We start from the raw sequence: 25,296 nt of genomic DNA, 5'->3' as shown, positions 1-25,296 counted from the left end.
GTGCCGGGCTTCTTTTTCTACTCATGGAAGTTGAATTTACAGCGTATAGTTGACTCCCAGGTAGAAGTTGCGACCCAAGGTATTGTAGATGCCGGAATCGCCACCGGTACCGGAGAGCCCCACGGGTGGCTCTACGTCATCGATGTTGTTGACGCCGCCATAGATCTCGAACTCCTCGAATTTATAGCGCCCCTGCAGATCGTGGTAGCGAATGCTGGGCGTCTTGTAGGGGTCCTGCAGGTCCTTACGCTCGTCTGTTTCAATCAACAGCATATCGTCGATATAACGACTGCGCCAATTGATCTGCAGATCGCCTCGGTAGTAGGTGACGTTAGTGGTATAGCTGCGAATCGGATCGCCCAGCTCGCCGCGCTCCTCGTCAGGGTCATTCGGGTTGTCCTGGAACGGATAATCGTTGCGCTCCAACAACTCAGTACCGAGCAGGCTGAACTTCAGCGATCCCCAATCCGATTCAGTGGAAACGATATCGGCCAAATCAAAGCTGTAATCCAACTGGTAGTCGATACCGCGTGCCGTGAGACTCGCAATATTGAGCAACGGTGAAGTCAGTGATATCACCTCACCTGTGGAGTCCCGCGGCACCAGTGGGCAATAGATATTATTGATACTGGCGCTGTCGACGCAGCGCTCCAGAATCTCCTGAGCGGGGATACCGGAAATCGCGTCAGTAATCTCCATGTCCCAGTAATCAATAGATATCGCAAGACCCGGCGCAAAACGCGGTGTAATCGCCAGACCATAAGTGATGGTCTCGGCAGTCTCCTCCCTCAATTCTGGATTCCCGCCGCTGAGTCCGCTGATACGGGAGGAATCCTTCACCGAGTTGAAGTCCACAGGCACACCCAGTTCCGCACAGCGCGCTGCCCTCTGGGCGGGATCGGGCGCATCGTCGATCTTGTCAAAGCTACAGGGGTCGGTCCAAGTAAAGAAGTTTTCACCTAGCGGGGCGAACAGCTCATCGACATTAGGCGCGCGCACCGCCTCGGAACTGGTGGCACGGATGCGCACATCCTCGATTACGGCCCAATCGATGGAGGCCCCCCAGGTGGATGTCGCGCCGATGGTGCTGTAGTCAGAGAAGCGCGCAGAAGCGCCCAGGGTAAGGTTCTCTACCGCCGGCAAGCCCTCGACCAGAGGCGCGGAAAACTCGAAGAAAGCCTCGCTCACGTCGTAGTCACCCGAAGTTGGGGCCAGAGCGTTCATAAAGGTTTCGCCATCCTTAATGACCTGGTCGTAATCGACCTCGGACGTCTCCTCCCGGTATTCGATACCGAAAGCGGTGGCCAGTGCGCCTGCGGGCAGTTCGAAAAGCTCACCGGTAACACTCGCAGAGAAGACGGTCTGGGTCATCTTTTCCGTGGAGCCGGTATCCTGCAACATAAAGTAATCGATGGCTTCCTGGCTGTTGAGACCGAAACCGAAAAGATTGATCGGCTGACAGCCATTGGCACGGGCGCTTTCACTGCGACAGACGATTTCACCAGTAGCTGGATCCACGACTGCATCTACGGCCTCGAAAAAGCGTGCGTTGTGGCGGTTGTTCTTGTAGTCCACTTCGGCATCGTACTGGCCGTAAATCGCGGACACCTCATAGCTCCAGCTACCGGTAAGATCGCCCTCCACACCCAGCACATAGCGCTGTACCTCGCGTTCGGCGTCATTCCCACGCAGCCCAAGATCCGAGTGGAAACGGTGATACCAGAAGCTGTCCAGGCCGGCAGCATCCAGCTGCTGTTTCAGCTCCTCGGGTACGAAGGCATTGTCGGCAGAAATAGCCAGGCGGCCATTGTAGTCAAAGGAAGGCTGGCTAAAACTCTCGGCATTGTTGACGCTGTACTTGGCCTCGGCAAACAGGCGGGTACCGTCATTCAAGTCGTAATGGGCCTTGGCGAAATAGTTCTGGGATTCCAGCTCCGGATACAGCTGCGTGGAGCGAATAAAGTTCAGGCCATCACCGCCAATAGAGGTTGTTTCGCCGGCAGGGTGCTCGCCCGGGTTAAAGGGGACGAACTCGCCGTCGTTGGTGAAGGTATAGGGGCCACTGGGAAGGCTAGCAAACACCGGAGCAATCCAACTATCTGGATAACCAAAGACAGTAGAAATGGGATGAGCCCCCCAGATAACACCATTTTCGCTCAACAGGTTATTGGTGGTATTGAATACAAGAATCTCGTCGGGGATGCCGTCATCGCCGGTATCCTCCGGGTTGATCTGATAGCCGGGGCGGGCGGCAATCCACGGCCTGTCCTTACCGAACACCTCTGCAGTCTGGGAGTGCTGGACACTCATCGCGATGTTACCGCGTCCGTCGGCAAAGTTGCTGCCCCAGGTCACGCTGAACTCGCTGGCTTCGCCGCCACTCAGTTCCGGCTGCATATGGTGCAAGTTGACCTTAAGGCCCTCGAAGTCGTCGCGGGTAATAAAATTGACCACGCCGGTGACCGCGTCGGCCCCATAGATGGCAGATTGGCCGCCAGTCACCGTATCCACACGCAGCAGCAGATCTTCGGGGATGGTATTTACATCCACGGCAGATGTACCGACGGAGGAGCCTATGTGACGGCGACCGTCCTGCAGCACCAGAGTTCGAGCCGTGCCCATGCCACGCAGGTCCAGCAAGTTCAAACCCACGGTACCGATAAATCGGCCGGAGTTGTTATTGGAATAAGTAGAGCGCAGCGCCGGCAGCTCGTTCAGATAATCGCCAAGGCTAATATTACCGCTCAACTCTATATCTTCGGCACTCACCGAAGTGATCGGACTGGCAGTTTCCAGGTTTGCCCGCTTGATGCGTGAACCGGTAACGACAACCTCTTCCAGCGACTGGTTGTCATTAGCTGTCGGCCCCGCACTTTCGGGGCCTCCCTGCGCAAAAGTAACCGAAGCGCCCGCGGTCGCAAAGATAATAGCCGCGCTCAGGAAGTTCCTTTTGAACTTAAGCTCCATATAACCCTCCAAGGATTATTATTTTTACCTAATTCTTAATTACGCCTTACAGGCCTGTCTCCATACCACCCGCATTCCTGCAAAACATTCCGATAATAACGGGAACCAGGTTGCCTCTCGAGCGTTTACGGACAAATCACAAAAAATGAAAAGTCTATCTTTTTGCCGATGAATACCGCGCCAAATTGATTACAAATGTTACGGAATCTCGCATTATTCATCCTCGATTTCGCGCGAAGACACAATTTAAAATGCTGCCAGCCTGCACTTTCTCGGAGTTTCATGGTGTAAAGGACCACGCAATTCGAAAATATTCGACCAAACTACTCCCCTCTCCAAGCAAGTCCATCCAAGCCGGAGATACGTACGCCACCTTTCGCCGATACGGCGCCAGCGAACCATATTAAGAAGCCACTGCAGACCTCAAACGCCCCCGGGGTCCTTCACACCCTGTTTCCGGCGTTCGCCACAATGGCCAAAATTCGATCTGCTATATAAAAGATCCAATAACGACAGGAAGCCACGTATGGCCGACCACCCCCTAGTACCCGCCGAGCGCTCAATCCGCGAGCTGACCGTCAAGGCGCTGATTCTCGGCGCGCTGTTGTCCGCGGTGCTCGCCGCCGCCAATGCCTATATCGGCCTGCTGGTCGGCCTGACGGTTTCCGCCTCCATTCCCGCCGCGGCCGCTTCCATGGGCATTCTGCGGCTGTTCCGCCGCTCGACGATCCTGGAGAACAATATGGTGCAGACCGCCGCGTCGGCGGGGGAGTCGCTGGCGGCGGGGATTATCTTTACGCTGCCGGCGCTGGTGATGATGCACGCCTGGAGCGGCTATCACTGGAGCACCATGGCGATGATCGGGCTGCTCGGCGGGATTCTCGGCGTCGCCTTTACGATACCGCTGCGCCGCGCGCTGATCGTGGAGGCCGAGCTCGCCTTTCCCGAGGGCCAGGCCACGGCGCAGGTGCTGAAGACCGGCGGTATAGAGACGGACAAGGATCACCCTGAGTACAAGCCCAGCGCCGAGGCCAGGCGCGGTTTCAAGACGCTGCTGGCGGCGGCGAGCCTGGGGGGCGCCGTCAAACTGCTGGAGTCCGGCATCGGCCTGCTCGCCGGCGGTGTCGCCACGACCAAGAGCCTTCTCTCCGGCAAGTGGCTGTTCACCGGCGATATCACCCTGAGCCCGGCACTGCTGGGTGTGGGCTATATCGTCGGCCTGAATGTGGCCTGCCTGGTTTTTCTCGGCGGCGTTATCGGCACCCTGATCGGCGTGCCGCTGAACTGGCTGTTGAACGGCGACGAACTGATAGCCCAGACCGGCGTCAGCGGCAGTATGGCGGACTGGAGCGCCGGGGACTGGCAGAGCCTCGCCGGCGCCTCCTGGCAGCAGTGCCGGCGCATCGGCGTCGGCGCGATGATGGTGGGCGGCGTCTGGTCGCTGTTTATTCTCGCGCGGCCGCTGATGGACGGGGTCAGGGCCTCGATTCACGCGCACCGCATCTCCAAGACACCCGGTGGCGCTGCACTGCGCACCGAGCACGATATGCCGATTCCCTACGTGAGCCTGCTGGTGCTGCTGTCGGCGATACCGCTGTATTTTATTTTTTTGCACGCGCTGGACGGATTTCCGGGCGGCGCCTGGATAGCGGCGGTCATGTCCGCGCTGATGCTGGTATTGGGTTTCGTTTTCGCCTCGGTGGCCGGCTATATGGCGGGCCTTGTGGGCTCCAGCAACAACCCGATCAGCGGCGTCACCATCGCCACGGTCATCGTATCGGCGCTGATCCTGCTGCAGCTGATGGGCAACCAGGGGGTGGCCGGCAAGCTGGGGCCCATCGCGGTGATGTACCTGGCGGGCATGATCTGCTCCGCGGCGGCCATCGCCGGCGACAATATGCAGGATCTGAAGTGCGGCCATATCGTCGGCGCGACGCCCTGGCGCCAGCAGCTGTTCCAGATCGTCGGTGTGGTCGCCGCCGCCGGCACGATACCGCTGGTGCTGGATGTGTTGGACCGGGGCTACGGCATAGGGCGGGTGAGCCCGGTCAACCCGGAGGCGACGCCGCTGTCCGCGCCCCAGGCGAGCCTGATGCGCGACCTGTCCACCGGCATCTTCGGCGCCGGTATCGAGTGGACCTATATCTTTATCGGTTTCGGGCTGGCGGCACTGCTGATCGCGCTGGATGAGGTGCAGAAGAAGCGCGGTTCCAGCTTCCGCTTTCCGGTGCTCGCGGTGGCGGTGGGGGTCTATCTGCCGCTGGGTCTGTCGGTGCCGATTTTCTTCGGCGGCCTTCTGGCGCACTGGCAGCGCAAGCGGCGCCGGTCAGCGGAGCACGACGGCCGCGGCCTGCTGCTGGCTTCCGGACTGATCACCGGCGAGGCGCTGATGGGGGTCATAGTCGCGATACTGGCGGTGAGCCTGCCGGGGCAGGTGCCTTTTATCAGGGATTTTGCGCTGGCGCCCTGGCTGGGACTGGCGGGGCTGTTACTGTGTTTCTGGTATCTGGCCAGGGGCGCCAGGCCCAACGCCTAGGGCGGTTCGCGCCGCTGCGATTGCGGCGGGCGAACACGTGGTCGCCGCTACAGTTCGGCCAAGCGGCGCTGTAGAAATCTGATTTCGGGTTCCTGGCGCGCCAGGGCCAGTGCCTGTGTATAGGACGCCCTGGCACCGTCAAAATTGCCCAGGCGCCGGCACAGGTCGGCGCGCGCGGCGTGGGCCAGGTGGTAGTCGTCGAGTTCGCCGCCGGCGAGAATATCCTCCACCAGCCGCAGACCGGCCTCGGGGCCATCGCGCATCGCGACGGCTACGGCGCGGTTCAGGGCCACCACCGGGCCCGGGGCGAGCCGCTGCAGCACATCGTAGAGGCCGACGATCTCCCGCCAGTCGGTTTCGGCAGCGCTGGGGGCCTCGGCGTGCACGGCCGCGATCGCCGCCTGCAGGGCGTAGGGGCCGAAGCGCCGCGAGCGCAGTGCGCCCTCGACCAGTTGCACGCCTTCGGCAATCAGCGCCCTGTCCCACAGTTTGCGCTCCTGCTCCTCCAGCAGCACCAGTTCGCCGGCGGCGTCGGTGCGCGCGTCGCGGCGGGACTCGTTCAGCAGCATCAGCGCCAGCAGGCCCTGCACTTCCGCATCGGGGAGCAGGTCACACAGCAGGCGGCCGAGGCGAATGGCCTCGCCGCTGAGGCTCTCGCGGGTGAGCGCCTCGCCGGAAGAGGCGGAATAGCCCTCGTTGAACACCAGGTAGATGACCCGCAGCACGCCGTCGAGCCGCTCCGGCAGATCGCGTCGCCCGGGCACCCGGTAGGGAATGCCGGCGCTGCGGATCTTGTTCTTGGCCCGCACTATGCGCTGGGCGACGGTGGCGGGGGCGCTGAGGAAGGCGCTGGCGATTTCCTCGGTGGTGAGACCGCAGACTTCGCGCAGCGTGAGCGCCACGCGCGCGTCCATTGCCAGGGCCGGGTGACAGCAGGTGAAGATCAGGCGCAAGTGATCGTCCCCGACCCGGTCCTCGGCCCAATCGGCGGGATCGCCGCTGGCGGATTCCAGCTGTTGCGCCATATCCTCGGTGAGCGGGTCCTGGCGGGCCTGGCGGCGCAGCCGGTCTATGGCCTTGAAGCGGCCGGCGGAAACCAGCCAGGCGCGCGGGTTGTCCGGGATGCCCTCCTCCGGCCACTGTTTCAGCGCCGCGGCGAAGGCCTCGTGCAGTGCCTCCTCGGCCAGTTCGAAATCCCCCAGCAGGCGGATCAGTGTAGCCAGCACGCGGCGCGATTCCGCAGCGTAGATCGCCTCCAGTTTTTGCCGCACCTGGCCGGACTGGGATGACATCGGTATTCCGCCTCAAATCACTGAATTGTCGAAGCGGTTATTCAATCACCGGACGCCGGCGGAGAACAGAGTCCGCGCGCAAAAAAAAAATCTGCGGGGCGTCACCGCCTCCACAGATCGAAAAAATTTCGCCAACGGACTGAAGTTTATTGCGAGTTACGGCTGCGGCTTGTCGCAGTTGACCATCCAGGGCGTGCCGAAGCGATCGGTAAACATCGCGAATCTCTGTGCCCAGAAGGTCTCCGCCAGTGGCATGGCAATCTCGCCACCCTCGGACAGCGCCTCGTAGATGCGCTCCGCCTCCGCCGGAGTGTCGACGCCGATCGCGATATGGAAGCCCTGTGCCTGCTTAAAGCTCTTCGGCGCATCGGAGGCCATAAAAATCTGCTCGCCGACTTTCAGTTGCGCGTGCATCACCTGATCGCCCACCTCCGGCGGCATGTCCGCCTCCGGGGGCGCCTCGGCGAAGGTGTTCAGCGCGATTATCTCGCCGCCCAACACCCGCGCGTAAAATTCAAAGGCCTCTTTGCAGTTGCCGCTAAAGTTCAGATAGGGGGAAAAATGCATGGTGTATCTCACTGGTTGCTGTTGGCATTTTTACCGCGGCAGCGGCAGGGAAATGTGTTGATGGTTGATAAGCCAGCGGCCGTCGCGGCGCACCAGGCCGAAGGTCGCCCGCACCCGGTCGTCCAGCTCGCGTCCGTCTTTCAGGCGGCCCCGGCAGTGCAGCACGCCGTGTGCGAAGGCCACCCGCTCGCCGGCGTGGATTTTCAGGTCGGGAAATTCAAACAGCGGCGGTTCTGCAAACGGCGGCTGCCAGCTGTCCCAGTTGTCCCTGTAGGCCTGCAGGTCCGCGTACTGGAACGGCGGCAGTGCGTCGAAGATGCGGGCCGACGGGTCGTGGTTGCGCCAGATGGATGCCTTGTCGTTGTGGCGCACCGCATCCGCCCACTGCGCCAGCAATGCCCGAATCTGCTGTTGCGCGTCCGTTTCGCTCTCGGCTGACAGCATTGTGTTCCCCCTACCCCTGCAGATCGCGCACCGGGCGCACTTCCACGCTGCCGACGCGGGCGGCGGGAATACCGGCCGCTATCTCCAGCGCTTCGTCCAGGTTCTGCGCGTCCAGCAGATAGAAACCCGCCAGCTGCTCCTTGGTTTCGGCAAAGGGTCCGTCGGTAATCGTCACCCTGCCGCCGCGCATACGCACCGTGGTGGCACTGCTGACCGGCTCCAGCGCTTCCGCCGCGACCATGCGCCCGCTGGATGCGACCGACTCGGCGTAGGCCTGGCACTCGCTGTCTTCCGGACTGTCCGGCAGCGAATGCAGCTTGTCCTCCTCGCTGTACACAAGACACAGATATTTCATATTGATCTCCCTTTTTATGACGGCGTTTCCGGCGCGGGCCGGCGATAGGCGCCGAATCACGACAAAATGATGCTGCAACAAAGCCGCCGCGCGACCAATGGCCATATTCAGGTCCCGCGCCTCGATCAGCACCGCCTCGACAGGCGGCACCCTCCGACCAGTGGGGGGCTGCGGGTAGATCAGGCACAGGTATTTCACCGGGACCTCGCAGCGGCAGTTCGTATACCGGTTAGTCGAGGCCGGTCTGCGGATTTCGACAGGGTCGGGAAAGTTTTTTTACTCCGGCGGGAGAGCGGCCGGGTTCGTGAACACGAGAAGCTGTTTCATAACGCAGCGAGCGGGTGACTGGTGGTGGCCGCCGGAGCGGAGGCACCGCAGTGTACAAGTAGTACATGAGGATGCCGAGCACCGCCGGACGCCGCCAGGCGCCCGCGTAGTAGCTATGAAACAGCTTCTAAGGCGATGTGGCGGCGGGCTGGCCTTCGAAGTTCAGGACGCGGACCACCAGGCGGCGGTTCTTCTGCTGCCCCGCGGGGGTGCCGTTGTCGGCGATGGGATCGCTGTCGCCATACCCTTCCGCCTGCACCCTGTCCCCGGCGATACCGCGCTCGAGCAGGAAACTGCGCACCCAGTCGGCGCGCCACCGGGATAGTTTCAGATTCTTCTCCGGGTCACCCTCGTTGTCGGTATGCCCTTCGATCGCGATCTGCAGCTCGGGGAAATCCCGCATGATCACCAGCAGCGCCTCCAGGTCGCCGATGGTATCCATGCGCGGCGCAAAGCCGCCGGGCTCGAACTCCAGTTGCAGCACGAACTCGCCGCCCCCCTCCCGCGGCGCGCCGCGCAGATAGCGCACCAGCTCGTCGGCAAAGGGCGCGGCCGCGCGCGCGGCCTGCTCGCCTTCGCTGTCTTTCACTTCGCTGAGCGGGTCCAGCGTGTATTTCTTGTGCGGATCGTAACAGCCGGCCAGGGCCAGGGCGGCGCCCAGCAGCAGGGCCGCCAGAGACGGAGAATAACAGCAGCGGGGGCTGCGCATGGCGGTACTTCCGGGTGGCTGGCGTCGGCAGAATTCTAGTGTCGCCGGCGCCCATTCCCACGGGAACGGAAACTACAGGAAGTCCAGCACCGCCATCAGATCGCCGACCACGCGCGCACCGGCGCTTTCCAGCTGTGGCTTGCGCACCGGGTGCCTGCTGTAGCCGACCACCGGCATGCCGGCGCTGACCGCGGCCCGCACGCCGGCGATGGAGTCCTCCACCACCAGGCAGCGCTGCGGCGCCACCCCCATGGTCTGCGCCGCGTGCAGGAACAGATCCGGGTGGGGCTTGCCGCGCGGCACATCGTCGGCGCTGAAGATGCGCCCGTCGAAATACTCGTAGAGCCCGGTCTTGTTCAGGGTCAGCTGCATCTTCTCGTGGGAGCCGGACGAGGCGACGCAGCTTCGCAGGTTGATCTGCAGCAGGTGGTCGAGCAGATCGCCGATGCCGGCCACCGGTTGCAGTTCGCTGTGGAAGGCCTCGCGGATGCGTCGCTCGGTGTTGTGGAAATAGTGCTCCGGCAAGGGGCCGCCGTAGCGGGTCTCGATTTCCAGGATGCAGTCCTTCGCCGGGCGGCCGCTGAACTGCTCGTCGAGCTCCTCGGCGCTGGTTTCCATGCCGAGCTTGCCCATCTCCTCGGCGAGGATACGGCAGACGATACTCTCGCTGTCCACCAGCACGCCGTCGCAGTCGAAAATCACCAATTCAGTAGCATGCATGGCGCGATTCTTCTCAACTCGCGGATATAAGCAACAGCCCGAGCAGCACGCCGACGGCGCCGCTGAAACGCAGGAAATTCTCGTTGCCCTGGGCGATTCTCAGAGCCAGCGCCTTGCTGCGCTCGAAGCCGATATGCAGCATATAGGCGCCGGCCAGCACCAGCAGTACCCCGAGGGCGTTGAAGAGGATATTCCACGCGCGGGTGTCGGCGATCAGCAGCAGTATCAGACCGATCGCGATACGCGCCCAGGCGGAAACCGCGTAGCCGGTTTCGTTCAGGCGCTCGCTGATGGAGCGCGCCAGCTGCGGTTGCACGATGATGGCGACGGACAGGGCGATAATCGCCAGACCCAGCAGCCAGAGTATCAGTTTGACCATTTCGTTCTCCCTGAAGTGGTTTAGTGTTGGGGCGGACATTTGCCAAGGCCGCTACAGGTCACCCCACTGGAACTGCAGTAGCGACAGCGCGGCCACCGGTGCCGTCTCGGTGCGCAGCACCCGCGGGCCCAGGCGCAGGGGCACAAATTCCCGCGCCATCGCCGCGTCTATTTCCGCCTCGGACAGGCCGCCCTCGGGCCCGACCAGCAACAGCGCCGAGCGGGGTACACCGCGCGTCCTCTCAAGCTGGCGCAGATCCGACTCGGTGCGGTGGTGCAGCACCAGTTTCAATTCGCTCTCCGCCCGCTCCAGATACTGAGCCAGCTTTAGCGGTTCGGCAATAGCCGGCAGCAGGTTGCGCTGGCACTGCTCACAGGCGCTGGCGGCTATCTGGCGCCAGTGGCCGAGTTTTTTCTGCAGCCGCGGGCCTGTGAGTTTCACTTCGCAGCGCTCTGTAAACAGCGGCTGAATATCCGTCACACCCAGTTCGGTGGCCTTCTGAATCACCCAGTCGAAGCGGTCGCCGCGGGAAATGCCGATCGCGAGGGTCAGTGCCAGCGGCGACTGGCGGTTTTCCGCAGCGAAAGCCCCCAGATGCACCCGCGCCCTTTTCCCCGCCTCGATCAGTTCTGCGGCGTATTCGCCGCCGCTGCCGTCGAAGAGCACCAGCGGGCGGCCGGGCGTGAGGCGCAGCACCTTGACCAGGTGGCGGGAGGCGGCCTCGTCCAGTTCTATTTCATCGCGGCCGGCCAGTGGTTCGGGAGAGTAGATACGCGGGATGCGCATGGACGGGACAATCCTATAAAGCTGGATACAAAAAAGCCGACGTTGAGTCGGCATTGCATTAGTTTAGGCATTTTGCGCACCGCTGCGCAACGCGCAGCTTCCTACCGGGCCCTCTCCCGCAAGCGGGAGAGGGCAACAAGAGGCGTCAGGCCTTTTCCAGGGAGACCAGTATTTCCGCCTCGCCGCCCTTGCGGCCGCCCACCTTCTGGCGCAGCACTTCGATCACCTTGTACAGGTTCGGCACCAGAATCAGCGTCACCGCGGTGGCGAAGAGCACACCGAAGGCAAGGCTGATCACCATCGGGATCAGGAACTGGGCCTGGATAGAGCGCTCGAACATAATCGGCACCAGGCCGATAAAGGTGGTGATGGAGGTGAGGATGATCGGGCGGAAACGGTCTCTGCCCGCCTGTATCACCGCGTCCATAATGGCCATACCCTGGGCGCGCAGCTGATTGATGCGGTCCATCAGCACCAGGTTGTCGTTTACCACCACACCGGCCGCGGCCAGGAAGCCGAGCATGGACATGATGCTGATGTCGTAGCCCATCAGCAGGTGGCCGACAATGGCACCGAAGAAGCCGAAGGGCACCGCGGTCAGGATCAGCAGCGGCTGCGAGTAGGAGCGGAAGGCGATCGCCAACAGCGCATAGATGGTAAACAGCGACAACACGAAGAAGGCGACGATGGCACCGTTGAATTCCTCCTCTTCCTGCATTTCACCGGCGGTCTTCAGGGAGAACCCGGGGAAGCGCTTCTCCCACTCGGGCACCTGCTCGTCGCGCAGCTGCTTGAGGATTTCATGCGCATTGACCGAGCCCGGGGTCAGCTCGGCGGTGATCTGCACTGTGCGTTCGCGGTCGGTGCGGCGGATGGTGGTGTAGCCGGGCACATAGACGGCATCCGCCACGGCGCTGAATGGAATCTCGCCCTGGCTGGTACGGATGCGGATGCGGTCCATCTGCTCCTCGCTGGCGCGCTCCTCCTCGGGGTAGCGCACCATCACGCGCACATCCTCGCGCCCGCGGGGAATACGCTGCACCTCTTCACCGTAGAAACCCTGGCGCACCTGCTTGGCCACATCCGCCAGGGTGATTCCCAGATTGGTGGCATGGGGCTTCAGCTGGATTTCGATATCCTTGCGCGCACTGGTCAGGTTGTCACGCACATCGTAGACACCGGCGTAGTTGTCCAGCGCCGCCTTCACCGCGTCGGCGGCGGCGCGCAGCTCGTCCATATCGCCGGAGGCGGTGCTCAGGTTCAGGGACATGCCGGCGCTGTCCTCGCCAATAGTGGCGGAGATGTTCATCTCCTCGACACTGGCGGGCAGTTCGCCAATATATTCACGCCAGCGCAACGCCAGCTGTTCGGAGGTAACATCGCGCAACTCGCCGTCGGTCAACTGCAGCAGCACATAGATATTGCCGCGCCACAGGAACACCATGGTGTTCTTCACGAAGGGCTCGCCGTTGTTCAGCGCCAGCATCTCCTCGTCTTCCGCGAGTTTTTTACCGGCGCGCTCGAACTGCTCCATGACCCGCTTGGCCTCCTCGAAGGATTCGCCCGGCGCCATGACGGTATTCAGCTCCAGCAGATCGGAGGGTACCTTGGGCGAGAAAGAGGAGCCGATATAACCGCCTTTGAATACCGCGAAGGAAAGCAGCAGCGACATCAGAAAGATCATCACCGTCGCGCGGCTGTTGCCGAGGGATTTCTCCAACAGCGGCATATAGTATTTGTCGCCCGCCATCTTCATGGCGCCGGCAAACTTGCCGCGCAGCGTCTGCAGCTTCACCCCCAGGCCGGACGTGGCCTTCTTTTCCGGCTTCAGGGTCACCAGGTGTGCCGGCAGAATCAGCAGCGATTCGATCAGCGAGAAGGACAGCGCCAACAGCACCACCACCGGCAGGGACAGCATCATCTGCGCGGTGACGCCCGGCAGGAACAGCATCGGGATAAAGAACACCATGGTGGAAACCACGGCGAAGAGTACCGGTGAGGAAACCTGCTTCACGCCCTCCTCCGCCGCGGCCAGGCCCGTCACGCCGCGGTCGTGGGCCGCGTGCACCGCCTCGCCGACGATGATCGCATCGTCGACGACGATCCCCAGGATCAACAGGAAGGCGAACAGCGACAGCATGTTCAGAGTCACGCCGGTCACCGGCAGCAGCCACAGGGCGCCCATAAAGGCAGTGGCGATGCCCACGGTCACCCAGACCGCCAGCGCCGGGCGCAGGAACAGCATCAGCAGCACGAACACCAGCACCAGGCCGCCGAGGGCGTTGCCGGCCAGCAGGTTCATGCGCCCCTCGTAGGCCTTGGAGAAATCGAACCAGATATCGAACTCCATGCCCGGCGGCAGCTGCTCGCGGGCCTCGGCCATAAATTCCTTGATCGCGTCGGCGGTGGCCACCACGTCCAGCGGCTCGCCCTGCAGCACGCGCAGGTTCATGGCCGGATTGCCGTTGAAGCGGATTACCGAGCCCTCCTCCTCGAAGCCGTCCTCGATCTCGGCCACGTCGCCGAGCAGCAGCTGGGTACCGTCGGCGCGGCTCACCAGCGGAATGCGCGCGAAGTCGTCGGCGGTGTAGGCCTGGCCGCGGGTCTGCACCTGGATGTCGCCGCGGTCGGAGCGCACCATGCCCGCGGGCAGGTCCAGGGATGAGCGGCGCACCGCATTGGCGACATCGTCGAAACTCAGGTTGTAGCGGCGCAGGTCCAGTTCCGAGACTTCGATGGAGACCTCGTCGGCGCGGTCACCCCACACCTCCACCTGGCGCACGCCGGGGAGCAGCAGCAGCTTGTCGCGCAGATCCAGCGCCGTGTCCTTCAGCTGACGCGGGGACACCGGGCCGCCGATGGCGATATGCATGATCTGGGTGGACCACTCCTCCAGCGACACCACCGGGCGCTCGATATCCGCCGGAAAGGTGTTGATGGAGTCCACCTGCACCTTGATATCGTTCAGCAGGCGCAGCTCATCGTAGCCGTCCACCGCCTCCACCCGCACGGTGCTGTGGCTGCGTCGGGAGAAGGAGGTCACCTCCTTGATGCCCTTGACGTCGGAGATGGCCTGCTCCACCCGCAGGGTGACCTGCTGCTCCACTTCCGCCGGGCCCGCACCCGGGTAGCTGATATCGACGCGCACTATGCCCGGGTTGATGGCCGGGAAGACCTCGCGGCCGATCTGGAAAATGCCAAACAGCCCGCCGATGATGATCATGACCATCAGCAGGTTGGCGGCCTTGCTGTTGCGTACGAACCAGGAAATGATGCCCTGCATAATCAGCGCGCCCCCCGCTTGCTGGCACCGGCGCTGACGGTGTCGATCGCCGCGCCGGTATCGCCCTCCTCACTGATCTGCAGGCCGGCGGGCTTTTCGTTCAGCGGATTGGCGGTGATCACCATGCCCTCGCGGGAATAGCCGAGGCTGGACACTATCACGCGCTCGCCGGGGGTTATATCCCCGCGCAGCCAGACTTCCTCATCCACCGCCTGCAGCAGCTCGACGTCCTTGAACGCCAGCTTGTTCTCCGCGTCCAGCACCAGCAGGTGATCGCCCTCGTGCAGGGCCTGGCGCGGCAGCACGAGAACGTCATCGAAGGTCTTGCCGGCGATATCCGCCTCGACGAAGAGGCCGTTCACCAGCGGCACCTCGCCCTTGTAGGGCTCCTGCACCTGGGCCACCGCGTAGACGAAGCGGCTGTTCGGATCGATGCTGGCTTCGGTGCGCACTATCTCGCCGCGCCACTCGCGCTGTTTGCCGGCGACCTGCGCGGCCAGGCGCACCGCCGGGCCATTCTCGATCGCCTGCCCCAGGGGCAGGTCCAGCAGCGACAGCTGGCGGTCGGTCAGCGGCAGGCGCACCTCTGCGATACCGGTGCTGTGAATCTTGGCCAGGCGGGTGCCGGGGGTCACATACTGGCCCAGGTCGACGAAGGTCTCCACCACGCGCCCGGCGAAGGGCGCCTTCACCGAGGTGCGCTCCAGATCCAGCCGGGCCTGGTCGCGGTCGGCGCGGGCCGCGGCCACTGCGGCCTCGGCGGCCGCCAGCTGCGGTTTGCGCAGAAAGAGGGCGTTGGCGGCCTCACTGCCCAGATCGCGCCACTCGCGCTTGGCCTGCTTGGCGCGGCCCTGTTCCTGCGCCAGAGTGGACCTGGCGTTGGCCAGCTGCGCCTCGGCGCGGGTCAGCTGGTGGGCGTAGTCCGCCGACTCTATCTGCACCAGCGCGTCGCCGGCGGCGAAGAAGCCGCCGGGCACGAAGGCGTCGTCGACGCTTTCGATCACGCCGCCGACCCGCGCCACCACCTCTATCTCGTGGCGCGCGCGCACCGTACCCTGGCTCGGCACCAGCAGGGTGCGACGGCCGGGCTCAGCGTAGAGCACATCGGCCACCGGCGGCACCGCCGCCTCGGCAACTTTTTCCTCAGGTTTCGGCGCCATTACCGACACCAGAACCATCGCGGACACCCCCGCGACAATAACGATCGCCAAAAGCTTGTTCTTTTTGGAAATTTTCACAAGTACCCTCAACCCGCTAGTGACCAGTGATTGGTCAAAAAGTAACTAGTTGCGCATTCTACTGGAGTTCGACGGCAGAGGGGGCCATTTTGGATGCAGGCCGTCGCAACTGGCTGCGATTTACCGCAAACCTTCCTCGCCGCGCGCGCCTCGCGCATAATGCCCCACCGAATTTGCCGCGTGGGCGCCCGGCAACGGTCGCGCCCACAGAAAGAAGAGCCCGCAGTACGGATGTAAAAATAAGATGCTGGATATCAACGCCCGAATCGCCGAAGAACTCAATGTACGCCCGCAGCAGGTGGCCGCCGCGGTGGCGCTGCTGGACGAGGGCGCGACAGTGCCGTTTATCTCCCGCTACCGCAAGGAGGTCACCGGCGCCCTGGACGACACCCAGCTGCGCACCCTGGAGGAGCGGCTGCGCTACCTGCGCGAACTGGAGGAGCGCCGCGCAACCATCCTCAAGAGTATCGACGAGCAGGACAAGCTGACCCCGGAACTGCAACAGCAGATAGAGGCCGCCGACACCAAGAACCGCCTCGAAGACCTCTACCTGCCCTACAAGCCCAAGCGCCGTACCAAGGGCCAGATAGCCATAGAGGCCGGTCTGGAACCACTGGCCGATGCGCTGTTCGGCAATCCGGCGCTGAACCCGGAGGAAGAGGCGCAGAAATACCTGAATACCGACAGCGAGGACGCGTCCCTGCACGTCAAGGACATCAAGGCGGCCCTCGACGGGGCCAAATTTATCCTGATGGAGCGCTTCGCCGAGGACGCCGAGCTGCTCGGCAAGCTGCGCGACTTCCTCAAGCGCGACGGCCAGGTCAAATCCAAGGTGCTGGACGGCAAGGAGGAGGAAGGGGCCAAGTTCCGCGACTACTTCGAGTACTCCGAAGACTGGGCCAAGGTGCCCTCCCACCGCGCGCTGGCGATCTTCCGCGGCCGCAACGAGGGCGTGCTGGCCATCGGCCTGGGGCTGGAGGGCGACGAGGAGCGCGCACCGACCCAGGCCCACCCCTGCGAGGCGATGATCGCCAGACACTTCGAGATTTCCGACCAGGGCCGCCCGGCGGACAAGTGGCTGAACGAGGTGGTGCGCTGGACCTGGCGCATCAAGCTGCTGACCAGCCTCGAAACCGACCTGCTCGGCGAACTGCGCGAGCGCGCCGAGGAGGAGGCCATCAAGGTCTTCTCCCGCAACCTGAAGGACCTGCTGCTGGCCGCGCCCGCCGGCCAGAAGGCCACCATCGGCCTGGACCCGGGCCTGCGCACCGGCGTCAAGGTGGCCGTGGTCGACGCCACCGGCAAGCTGCTGGACCACACCGCCATCTTTCCCAACCCGCCGCAGAACCGCACCCGGGAATCCGCCGCGGTCATCGCCGCCCTGTGCGAGAAATACGACGTGAGCCTGATCGCGATCGGCAACGGTACCGCCAGCCGCGAGACCGACAAGTTCGTCGGCGACACCATCAAGCAGTACAAACTGAAAGCGCAGAAGGTCATGGTCAACGAGGCCGGCGCCTCGGTTTACTCCGCATCCGAATTCGCCGCGCGGGAATTCCCGGACCTGGACGTGACCATCCGCGGCGCCATCTCCATCGCACGCCGTCTACAGGACCCTCTGGCCGAACTGGTGAAGATAGAGCCGAAATCCATCGGCGTCGGCCAGTATCAGCACGACGTGTCCCAGACCCAGCTGGCGCGCTCCCTGGATGCGGTGGTGGAGGACTGTGTGAACGGCGTCGGCGCCGAGCTGAATTCCGCCTCGGCGCCGCTGCTGGCTCGTGTGTCCGGCCTGACCGCGTCCATCGCCAACAATATCGTCAGCTACCGCGACCAGCACGGCGCCTTCAAAAACCGCGAACAGCTGAAGGAAGTGCCGCGCCTCGGCCCCAAGGCCTTCGAGCAGGCCGCCGGCTTCCTGCGCATCAACAACGGCGAGAACCCGCTGGACAAGTCCGGCGTACACCCGGAGGCCTATGTGGTGGTGCGGCGCATCGCCGAGAAGAACGGCCGCGAGATCAACAGCCTGATCGGCGACTCCACCTTCCTGCGCTCCCTGAACCCGGCGGACTACACGGACGAAAAATTCGGTGTGCCGACGGTGACCGATATCATCGCCGAACTGGAAAAGCCCGGCCGCGACCCGCGCCCGGAATTCCGCACCGCCAGGTTCGAGGACGGTGTCGAGGAGATCAAGGACTTGCGCCCGGGCATGGTGCTCGAGGGCACAGTCACCAACGTCACCAATTTCGGCGCCTTCGTGGATATCGGCGTACACCAGGACGGCCTGGTACATATCTCCGCGCTGTCGGAAAAGTTCGTCAAGGACCCGCACGAAGTGGTCAAGGCCGGCGATATCGTCAAGGTCAAGGTCATGGAAGTGGACGTGGCACGCAAGCGCATCGGCCTGTCCATGCGTCTGTCCGACGAACCCGGCGAGCAGGGCAGCGGCGGCGTCAAGAAGGGCGACCACCGCGAGAGCCGCCAGGCGCAGCGGCACAACAACAGGAACCGCCAACAGCAGGGCGGCGGGCGCGGCAGTATGGGCGACCTGCTGATGGCCGCGATGAAAAACAAGAAGTAAACACGGGAAGGGCGATCAACTGACCGCCCTTTCAGAGTGTCGATAAACCCCTCCCGTCGCTCTAAGCAGGGGCTGTGGCGGCAAAGCACTCGGACGGGTATTTCCAAACGCTGTAAATATATCCCTGTACGCTCCGACGGCGACGCCCCTGTCGCCGTCGGTTCGAAATACCCGTCCTAGCACCTTGCCTTCGATTCCGGTTTCCGGACTTTGTCAGCGGCCTGTGTAGCGGTCAACTGATCACTCTTTTCTCTAAGGAACCTCTGAATAACTCCGCGATACCTCTGGCTTGCAGAGCGGTTCACAATCAAGGCGCGGCTTCGCAGGAATGTGTAGACCTTTCAAGAAGCCGCAACGCAGAGTGTGGATCGCTCTGCAAGCCCCGCAGGGCGGGCCCTGAAGGCCGCATCTGCGGCGTTGCAGCTCTTGCAAAGGGCCGGGCCATTCGCGGCGAGCTGCGCCTAACAGCGGCAGCCTTCAGGGCCCGCAGAGGCATTGCGGAATTATTCAGAGGTTCCCTAGCATCAATTTTTTAATGGAATAGGCGCTTATCCGGTGCGCAGGTAAACCTTATCCACTCTCCGGTTTCGGGATGGACAAGAGCAAGCTCCGCCGCATGCAACAGCAGTCGCGGCGCCCCCGCCAGGGCCTGCGGGTGGGCGTAGAAGGGGTCGCCGAGTATCGGGTGGCCTATCGCCTGCAGGTGCACCCGCAGCTGGTGCGAGCGGCCGGTCACCGGTTTCAGTCGGAGCAGGCTGCAGCCGGCGGACGACGAAATCTTTTCCCAGCGGGTCAGGGACGGCTTGCCCAGCTCGAAATCCACTTTCTGCCGCGGCCGGTTGGGCCAGTCGCAGATCAGCGGCAGATCGATTTCCCCGGAATCGCCCTCCGGCTCCCCCCACACCCTGGCCAGATAGGTTTTTTCCACCTGCCGATTGTGAAACAGCGCGCTGAGCTTGCGGTGTATGGCCGGGTTGCGCGCCATAATGATCAGGCCGGAGGTGTCCATATCCAGCCGGTGCACGATCGAGGCGCCCGGGTAGCGCTCCTGTGCACGGCTGGCCAGGCTGTCGCGGTGCGCCGGGTCGCGCCCGGGCACGCTCAACAGGCCGCTGGGCTTGTCCAGCACCAGCAGCGCGTCATCGACGTAAACGACCGACAAATACGGCTCAGTGGGCGGACGGTATTCCCGCAACGTCTCTCTCCGACTACAAAATCTGTGAAAAAGTGTGGCTTTTGTGCCGCGATCATACTATCGGCAACCGCGGAAGTATCTAGAAGCTGTTTCATAACTACTACACGGGCGCCTGGCGGCGTCCGGCGGTGCTCGGCATCCTCATGTACTACTTGTACACTGCGGTGCCTCCGCTCCGGCGGCCACCACCAGTCACCCGCTCGCTACGTTATGAAACAGCCTCTACTTCAAAGAGGGCGCCAGCGCGCGGTCGCGCCGGCGCGGTGCGGCCAGAATGCGCTTCAGCAGCGGCAGGCCCTTGCGCCAGCCGAGAATACTCTGCGCGGTGACGACACCGCCGATCATGGCGCCGGCCACGCCGCAGCTCATGATGTCCTGGCCGGTCAGGTAGAGGCCCTTGATACGGCTCTGCGGCCGCAGCCAGGCCTGCTCGAAGCGGCTCGGATCGTGCTCCAGGCCGTAGATCTCGCCGCGCGGGTAGAAGCAGAAGTAGTCTGTCGACAGCGGCGTGGACAGCTCGCAGTAGTCTATCTGCCCGCGCAGGTGCGGGAAGTGCCTGTAAAGATGCTCCAGCAGCCGCTCGCTGAACTTTTCCTTCAGGGCCTCGTAGTCCGCGCCGCGCTTGCCCCAGGGCTGGTCCCGCCAGGCCTCAAACCACTCGTATTTCGCCGGCGCGACTATCTCGATGGTGGCGCGGCCCGGGTAGCGCCGGGTGAAGCTCGGGTCTTTGGCGGACGGGAAGGAGATATAAACAAGCGGGATTTCCTGCTCGCTGTCGGCGAGGAATTTCTGCATATCGCCTTCGTAATCCGCACTCGGGTAGAGCCAGTAGTTGGTCTTCGGCAGCCCCAGCTCCTCGGCGGTTTTTCGCAAGCCGATATACAGACACAGATGCGCCATCGAACGCTGCACATGCTGCAGGTCGCGGCTGTAGCCGGCGCGCTCGCTGGCGCCCTGTGGCAACAGCCTCTCGAAGGTATTGAAAACACCGGCGTTGGAAATGACCAGCGGCGCCTCTATCTCGGTGCCGTCGGCCATGCGCAGCCCGCGCACGCGATTGCCGTCGAGCAGGATGGTCTCCACCTTCGCATAGGTGAACACCTCGCCGCCGCCCGCCTGAATCTGCGGGATGATCGTCTCCGCGATCCGGCTGGCGCCGCCCACCGGGTAGTAGCCGCCGTAGAGGTAGTGCTTGGCGACCAGTGCGTGGATGATGAAGCTGCCGGTCTTGGGCGTCATGCCGTTGTCGCCCCACTGGCCGGTCAGCGCCGCAATCAGCTGTTCGTTGTCGGTCAGCTCGCGCAGTACTTCATCGGTGGTCTTGTTCAGCCAGGCGGGCTCGCGCAGCTTGCGCCACCAGCGGATGGCCGGGCCGCACCAGCGCGGTAGCAGCTTCTCCATTGTCCTCAGCGGCATAGCCCGGGCCACAGCGCCCACCCGGCGCAGGTAGGCCTCGATGGTTTGCCGCTCACCGGGGAAGCGCCGTGCCAGCTCGTCGACGAACTCGTCGCGTCCGGCGCGCAGATCGTACTGCTCGCCGCCGATACAGATACGGTCGTAGGTCTCGTCCATCGGCGCCCATTTCAGTTTGCCGGCGGAGAGGAAGTCGAACAGTTTGCGGGTCACCGTCGGGTGCTCGCCGACGTCGCCGATATAGTGCACCCCCACATCCCACTCGTAGCCGTTGCGGTCGTAGGCGTGGGTGAAACCGCCGGCGGTGTAGTGCTGCTCCAGCACCAGCACCTTTTTGCCCGCGGTGCTGAGCATCGCCGCGGTGGCCAAGCCGCCGATACCGGAACCTATCACCAACGCGTCGTAGGGTCCCTCGAGGCGACCGGGTCTGTAGCGCCGACCGATACGAAGACGGCTGGGTTTGGGCGTACTGGGCGGGGATTCTGCTGACTGGACCATAGCGGCCTCTCGATTATGGCTGTTGTTATCCCTCCACCTTAGCGTTGCGGGATCAGTTATGCAACAAGTTGCATAACTAAAACGCGCTGCGCGCGCAGGCGCCCATCCTGGAAGAACTGATCCATGAATAACATAGGGATAAAAAGCACGTCATAGGGCGCGGCTACAGCCTGGTGTGCGAGTACTGCGGCCACGCATAGGCCGGGAAATGCACGAGGCGTCGCAGGTACTGCACTACGGCCGCCCGAATAGCGCCCCCGCAGAAAGAGGGCATGACCTTTACCATAGAGCCGATAATCAACCAGGGCAGCCGTAAAAAGACGGCTGGACCGTCGTCACCAGGGACGGAAAGCTGTCTGCCCAGTGGGAGCACGCGGTACTGGTGACCGGCGAAATCCTGCCCCTCAGGGAGGAGGAGCTGGAACCACCCGCCGCCGGGCGATCGCCGGGCCGCTCACACCTTCGTGCGGTTGGGATGCTGCCGTCAGACACTGCGAATCCGGTAGAGCCAAATATTCGCACCGGATATGTCTTGAGAAAGCGGACCGGGTCGGCCATCAGGGCGTCGCAAGCGTTTTGCGGCGTTATGGGCATGGATTTTTCCACCAATGTGGTCATTAAAGGGAGGGGCAGCGAGAAGGACTGCTGCAATTGGATGGCGGTCGATCATCAAGCTTACTATGGAATTAACCAAGCTTTTCAGCAGTCGGTTAACCCGGCGATAAATATTGCCGGATTAATCGAGGCACAAGGATGTGCCGCCGCCAGCCGCAGGCTGGCGCCAGCCCGCCAAATACCAGCAGATTCACATATCTGCGCCAGTATTTAACCGCCGGGTTAACGGATAGCCCGGCCATGGATGGCCGGGTGGCAAATTAAACACTTAAGTGCTTGATTTGTCGTGGAGGGTTTACGGACCGGGCTGCAAAAACCGAGGGTGTTTTTTTCCACGACCTGTCAGGGAGCGCTTTCCGCAGGAGCCTCCTTGTGCCCCCGCTTAACGCGCATCTTACCGGTCACCGCCCAGGCCAGCAGCGCCACCCACGCGACCCAGGAAAGTCCCGCGGGCACATTGGCCGCGGCGATTTTGCCCAGGTGACGGCGGTTCAGAAATATCGCGAGAATGCTGGGCAGAAACCAGACGGCGAGAAAAAACACCGCAAACAGGATCCCCCTGGCCAGCCCCATACTGTCAAAGGCCTCGATAAAAATCGTCACTGTCTGATCGAAATCGGTAAACATAAATTGCTTCCTTCAAATCGCGGTTGTTACGACTTCTACAGTCCGGGGCCGCGTCTATTCCTTACAGGCTTTTTCGTTTTGCTCGCGCAACTGCGCCAGCTCCTGCTCCTCGCGCCCGGCGCGCAACCACACAAACAGGCTCCACGCCACCAGCAGCGCGGCAGCAGCCAGAATCCACCACAATGCGCGGTTTGAATCCAGTGCAAACGGCGGCTGCAGCCAGCCGAGGGTCGCGGCCAACTGCCATAGGGCAAAGATCACCAGCTCAACCAGAAACAGCAGCCACGCAAAGCGGATCCCCCTGCGTTTGCGCTGCAGCCGCAGTATCGCGAGATCCAGATAGGCCTGAGTCGACTCCTCCGGCGGGCACCAGAGGCCCTGGCGGTTGGCGGCGGAAAAGTGCAACGCCCAGGCCACCAGCGCGAAGACGATCAGGGTCCGCAGCAGTACGTCCGGCAGCGCGCTGTCCAGCGCAACCGCGACCGCATAGGTACACAGGGCAACAGCTACCAGCCACTCGAACAGGGTGTAGATGCGCATGCGCCGCTCCTGCCCGCGCACTCGGCGGCGTATCTCATCGGGCACCGGTGCCGCCGCGGGCTGTTCGCGCCACAAATTTTCCAGAGCCTGCCAGTCTCGATGCTGTTCTGTATTCACGCTTATCTCTCCACCAGGCGTTCATTCAGCCGCTCGCGCGCGCGGTTGAGGCGTACGGCCACATTGGATTCACTGATACCGAGCACTTCGGCGATTTCCGCATAGCTGAGCCCCTCGAGGCGCAGGGTCAGCGTCTGGCGCAGGCCCAACGGCAGCTTCTGCACCGCCTGCAGCAGCCGCTCGGAATCGCGCTGGGCTGCCAGCTGTTCCTCGGGTCCGGGGCGTTCATCCTCGAGCGCTTCCAGCTCTTCGCTGCCTCCGTGGGTGGCGCGGCGGCGTGCCAGTTCGGTGACGCTGCGGTTGTGGGCGATGCGGTAGATAAAGGTCTTGTGGCTGGCTTCGCCGCGGAAGGACGGCAGCGCGCGCCACACCGCCAGCCAGATATCCTGCACCAGATCGTCGCGCTCGGCGCTGTTGCGCACATAGCTGCCGGCGACCCGGGCGATGCCCGGGCCGTGGTCGGCGATCAGCTGTTGGAATAGTTGTTCGCGCGGATGCACCGGCTTCTCCACTCTGTTTGGGGATACTGTATCGGTGCACGGAAAAAGCTTACAAGAAAATTTTGTCCTCTCCCGCAAGCGGGAGAGGGAAACCGGGGATGCGGCTAGAAGTTGCAACGCATCTCGGCGCCGTAGCTTCTCGGCTCTGAGATGGAGGTGTAGGGAGTTCCGAACACCTCCAGAGTACGACCGTTCAGGGCTTGTCGTCCTCACCCACGCCGCCGATTTCATGGAAACTGGCCAGGTAGCCGGGCTCCAGTTGGCCGGTGTTTTCCGCGTAGATATCGTCCAGATGCAGATTCATCGAACCCGTCGGAATCGCCGGCGCCCAGTCCAGAGCCAGGGTGTAGGCGGTACTGATCGAGGACTTGTCCCTGTCTTGCTGCAGCTCGCCCTCGGCGTCGCAGAAGGGATTCCACAGGGACTCCTCGTCCCGCACCGTGGTCACCAGTCCCAGGCGCAGCGTGTCCAGTGGCAGCCAGTCGACGGTGACCTCTATGCCGTTGAACTACTGGTCGCCATTGATCACCCGCAGCAGGGCATTGGTAGAGCCCGGCGGCTTGCTCTCGACACTGCGCTGGCGGTTATCGACAGTCATATCGAAATAGCTGACCTACAGGCGCAACAAATCGTCGGATAGGTCGCCCTTTACACCCAGCTCGATATTGTCCACCTCTTCCGACTCTATCAGCGTGCCGGCGGTGAGCAGGTTCAGCGAGTCGAAGCCCCGGACTTGTAGCCGCAGGAACAGGATAGGAAGGCCATGGCCGAATCGCTGAAATGGTACTGGCCGACGATGCGGCCGGTGGTCACGTTCCACTCCTCGCTGGCCCTGCGCCCCCGGCCCATGCTGTAGCCGTCCTCAGCGGAAAATATTACCTCCTTAAATCACCCCGGGTTTGTCGGAGGAATTTGATTTAAGTCATGCCACCGGGCAAGCTCGGCAGGGTCTGCTCGAGTGTCGATACGCGTAGCTGAAGATGAATGCCACCAAGCAGCGACAGCTTGGCGTGCGCAGAAGCCGGTGACGTAGGAACTGGCATCAGCCTGGAACGCGACTCACTCTGCTTACCCCGCCAGTAGGTTAAGGTGCTGAGCTTGAGGTTGCTCTTCCCGCAGTAGGCTGCTGGAGACATCCCGATGGCTTGCCAGTCATTGAGGTGCTACTGCCAGAAAACAGATTTTCTTTGGGTCGTCATTTGGATTTCCTGATCGTTAAAAATCAGGAGCATACCCGCAAGGAGCGTTTACTTTTGATGGGGTTTATGGAGCACTTACGACAGGGAATCGGGCGCGCAGGTTCAGCAGACCTGCGAACTGGCGAGGACCGCGGGCATTTCTTTAGCCTTCGTGCCGGCAGACAATGAGGACCGGCACGCCATGGATTTCTACCGGGCCATAGGTGGCCAGGCCTAGCCTTTTACCTTCTTGAACTTCGACCTCTAGCAGGCTGTTGAAAAATACTTTTTCAACAGCCTGCTAGACATACAAACTGTTAGACACTCCTGTTGTGAACCAGGCACCCTGCGCAATGTCCACTTTGCGTATAATGCCGCCCGCCCCATTTATCAGACACGGATGTATCCCCAATCGCGCCGCCCGAT

20 protein-coding genes, 2 other RNA genes and 2 pseudogenes are annotated in these 25,296 nt (G+C 62.7%); 4 read left to right on the top strand and 20 right to left on the bottom strand.

What is annotated here, in order from left to right; genetic code table 11:
* Nucleotides 1–36 precede the first annotated feature (36 nt).
* Nucleotides 37–2,967 (bottom strand): TonB-dependent receptor plug domain-containing protein, encoded by a 2,931-nt coding sequence (locus ACXAF3_RS09385; protein WP_475112034.1) that lies wholly within the window; start codon nucleotides 2,965–2,967, stop codon nucleotides 37–39.
* 526 nt (nucleotides 2,968–3,493) lie between these two features.
* Between ACXAF3_RS09385 and ACXAF3_RS09380 the strand changes: the two genes are divergently transcribed.
* Nucleotides 3,494–5,503 (top strand): OPT family oligopeptide transporter, encoded by a 2,010-nt coding sequence (locus ACXAF3_RS09380; RefSeq protein ID WP_475112033.1) that lies wholly within the window; start codon nucleotides 3,494–3,496, stop codon nucleotides 5,501–5,503.
* Nucleotides 5,504–5,550: 47 nt separating this feature from the next.
* Here ACXAF3_RS09380 and ACXAF3_RS09375 read toward each other — a convergent pair whose 3' ends face one another.
* From ACXAF3_RS09375 to ACXAF3_RS09325, 11 genes are all read right to left on the bottom strand, one after another.
* Nucleotides 5,551–6,795 (bottom strand): RNA polymerase sigma factor, encoded by a 1,245-nt coding sequence (locus ACXAF3_RS09375; RefSeq protein WP_475112032.1) that lies wholly within the window; start codon nucleotides 6,793–6,795, stop codon nucleotides 5,551–5,553.
* Nucleotides 6,796–6,951: 156 nt separating this feature from the next.
* Complete coding sequence (locus tag ACXAF3_RS09370) at nucleotides 6,952–7,362, bottom strand: VOC family protein (protein ID WP_475112031.1); 411 nt, start codon at nucleotides 7,360–7,362, stop codon at nucleotides 6,952–6,954.
* Nucleotides 7,363–7,392: 30 nt separating this feature from the next.
* On the bottom strand, nucleotides 7,393–7,806 hold the full coding sequence (locus ACXAF3_RS09365) for a YybH family protein (protein WP_475112030.1): 414 nt from the start codon (nucleotides 7,804–7,806) through the stop codon (nucleotides 7,393–7,395).
* Nucleotides 7,807–7,816: 10 nt separating this feature from the next.
* Nucleotides 7,817–8,359, bottom strand: a complete 543-nt coding sequence (locus ACXAF3_RS09360; protein ID WP_475112029.1) for a YciI family protein — start codon at nucleotides 8,357–8,359, stop codon at nucleotides 7,817–7,819.
* Between the two features lie 118 nt (nucleotides 8,360–8,477).
* A non-coding RNA gene (locus ACXAF3_RS09355) (sX9 sRNA) lies at nucleotides 8,478–8,555 on the bottom strand.
* 60 nt (nucleotides 8,556–8,615) lie between these two features.
* Nucleotides 8,616–9,197 carry an OmpA family protein gene (locus ACXAF3_RS09350; protein ID WP_475112028.1) on the bottom strand — a complete coding sequence of 194 codons (582 nt, stop codon included), beginning with the start codon at nucleotides 9,195–9,197 and terminating at the stop codon, nucleotides 8,616–8,618.
* Nucleotides 9,198–9,269: 72 nt separating this feature from the next.
* Nucleotides 9,270–9,917 (bottom strand): HAD family hydrolase, encoded by a 648-nt coding sequence (locus ACXAF3_RS09345; RefSeq protein ID WP_475112027.1) that lies wholly within the window; start codon nucleotides 9,915–9,917, stop codon nucleotides 9,270–9,272.
* A 13-nt stretch (nucleotides 9,918–9,930) separates the two neighbouring features.
* The gene (locus ACXAF3_RS09340; RefSeq protein WP_475112026.1) at nucleotides 9,931–10,296 is read right to left on the bottom strand and encodes a hypothetical protein; all 366 of its coding nucleotides are present in this window, start codon (nucleotides 10,294–10,296) and stop codon (nucleotides 9,931–9,933) included.
* Between the two features lie 51 nt (nucleotides 10,297–10,347).
* Nucleotides 10,348–11,082: a 16S rRNA (uracil(1498)-N(3))-methyltransferase gene (locus ACXAF3_RS09335; RefSeq protein WP_475112025.1), complete on the bottom strand. Its 735-nt coding sequence runs from the start codon at nucleotides 11,080–11,082 to the stop codon at nucleotides 10,348–10,350.
* Nucleotides 11,083–11,227: 145 nt separating this feature from the next.
* Entirely contained in the window at nucleotides 11,228–14,365 is a 3,138-nt protein-coding gene (locus tag ACXAF3_RS09330; protein ID WP_475112024.1) for an efflux RND transporter permease subunit, read from the bottom strand.
* 2 nt (nucleotides 14,366–14,367) lie between these two features.
* Nucleotides 14,368–15,576, bottom strand: coding sequence for an efflux RND transporter periplasmic adaptor subunit (locus ACXAF3_RS09325; RefSeq protein ID WP_475112023.1), 1,209 nt, complete (start codon nucleotides 15,574–15,576; stop codon nucleotides 14,368–14,370).
* A 271-nt stretch (nucleotides 15,577–15,847) separates the two neighbouring features.
* On the opposite strand from ACXAF3_RS09325, the gene ACXAF3_RS09320 reads away from it, so the two are divergent.
* The gene (locus tag ACXAF3_RS09320) at nucleotides 15,848–18,187 is read left to right on the top strand and encodes a Tex family protein (protein WP_475112022.1); all 2,340 of its coding nucleotides are present in this window, start codon (nucleotides 15,848–15,850) and stop codon (nucleotides 18,185–18,187) included.
* Between the two features lie 532 nt (nucleotides 18,188–18,719).
* On the opposite strand, the gene ACXAF3_RS09315 is transcribed toward ACXAF3_RS09320, so the two are convergent.
* Nucleotides 18,720–19,349 (bottom strand): pseudouridine synthase, encoded by a 630-nt coding sequence (locus tag ACXAF3_RS09315; RefSeq protein WP_475112021.1) that lies wholly within the window; start codon nucleotides 19,347–19,349, stop codon nucleotides 18,720–18,722.
* A gap of 176 nt (nucleotides 19,350–19,525) precedes the next feature.
* Here ACXAF3_RS09315 and ACXAF3_RS09310 point away from each other — a divergent pair.
* A non-coding RNA gene (locus ACXAF3_RS09310) (sX9 sRNA) lies at nucleotides 19,526–19,603 on the top strand.
* A 1-nt stretch (nucleotide 19,604) separates the two neighbouring features.
* Here ACXAF3_RS09310 and ACXAF3_RS09305 read toward each other — a convergent pair.
* Entirely contained in the window at nucleotides 19,605–21,293 is a 1,689-nt protein-coding gene (locus ACXAF3_RS09305) for a phytoene desaturase family protein (RefSeq protein WP_475112020.1), read from the bottom strand.
* 161 nt (nucleotides 21,294–21,454) lie between these two features.
* On the opposite strand from ACXAF3_RS09305, the pseudogene ACXAF3_RS09300 reads away from it, so the two are divergent.
* Nucleotides 21,455–21,714: pseudogene (locus ACXAF3_RS09300) on the top strand (M24 family metallopeptidase); the annotation flags it as partial.
* 536 nt (nucleotides 21,715–22,250) lie between these two features.
* Here the strand turns inward: ACXAF3_RS09300 and ACXAF3_RS09295 are convergent.
* From ACXAF3_RS09295 to tnpA, 6 genes and pseudogenes are all read right to left on the bottom strand, one after another.
* Nucleotides 22,251–22,535: a superinfection immunity protein gene (locus ACXAF3_RS09295; protein ID WP_475112019.1), complete on the bottom strand. Its 285-nt coding sequence runs from the start codon at nucleotides 22,533–22,535 to the stop codon at nucleotides 22,251–22,253.
* A 54-nt stretch (nucleotides 22,536–22,589) separates the two neighbouring features.
* Nucleotides 22,590–23,192: a hypothetical protein gene (locus ACXAF3_RS09290; protein ID WP_475112018.1), complete on the bottom strand. Its 603-nt coding sequence runs from the start codon at nucleotides 23,190–23,192 to the stop codon at nucleotides 22,590–22,592.
* A gap of 2 nt (nucleotides 23,193–23,194) precedes the next feature.
* On the bottom strand, nucleotides 23,195–23,692 hold the full coding sequence (locus ACXAF3_RS09285) for an RNA polymerase sigma factor (protein ID WP_475112017.1): 498 nt from the start codon (nucleotides 23,690–23,692) through the stop codon (nucleotides 23,195–23,197).
* 193 nt (nucleotides 23,693–23,885) lie between these two features.
* Nucleotides 23,886–24,140 (bottom strand): hypothetical protein, encoded by a 255-nt coding sequence (locus ACXAF3_RS09280; RefSeq protein WP_475112016.1) that lies wholly within the window; start codon nucleotides 24,138–24,140, stop codon nucleotides 23,886–23,888.
* A 263-nt stretch (nucleotides 24,141–24,403) separates the two neighbouring features.
* Entirely contained in the window at nucleotides 24,404–24,541 is a 138-nt protein-coding gene (locus ACXAF3_RS09275) for a hypothetical protein (protein ID WP_475112015.1), read from the bottom strand.
* A 68-nt stretch (nucleotides 24,542–24,609) separates the two neighbouring features.
* Nucleotides 24,610–24,843, bottom strand: a pseudogene (tnpA, locus tag ACXAF3_RS09270) (IS66 family insertion sequence element accessory protein TnpA); the annotation flags it as partial.
* Between the last annotated feature and the right edge of the window lie 453 nt (nucleotides 24,844–25,296).

It is taken from the genome of Microbulbifer sp. ABF4_143, assembly GCF_056160225.1.
Note: the sequence above shows the minus strand (reverse complement) of the source record. Positions and strands in the feature narration are given on the sequence as shown.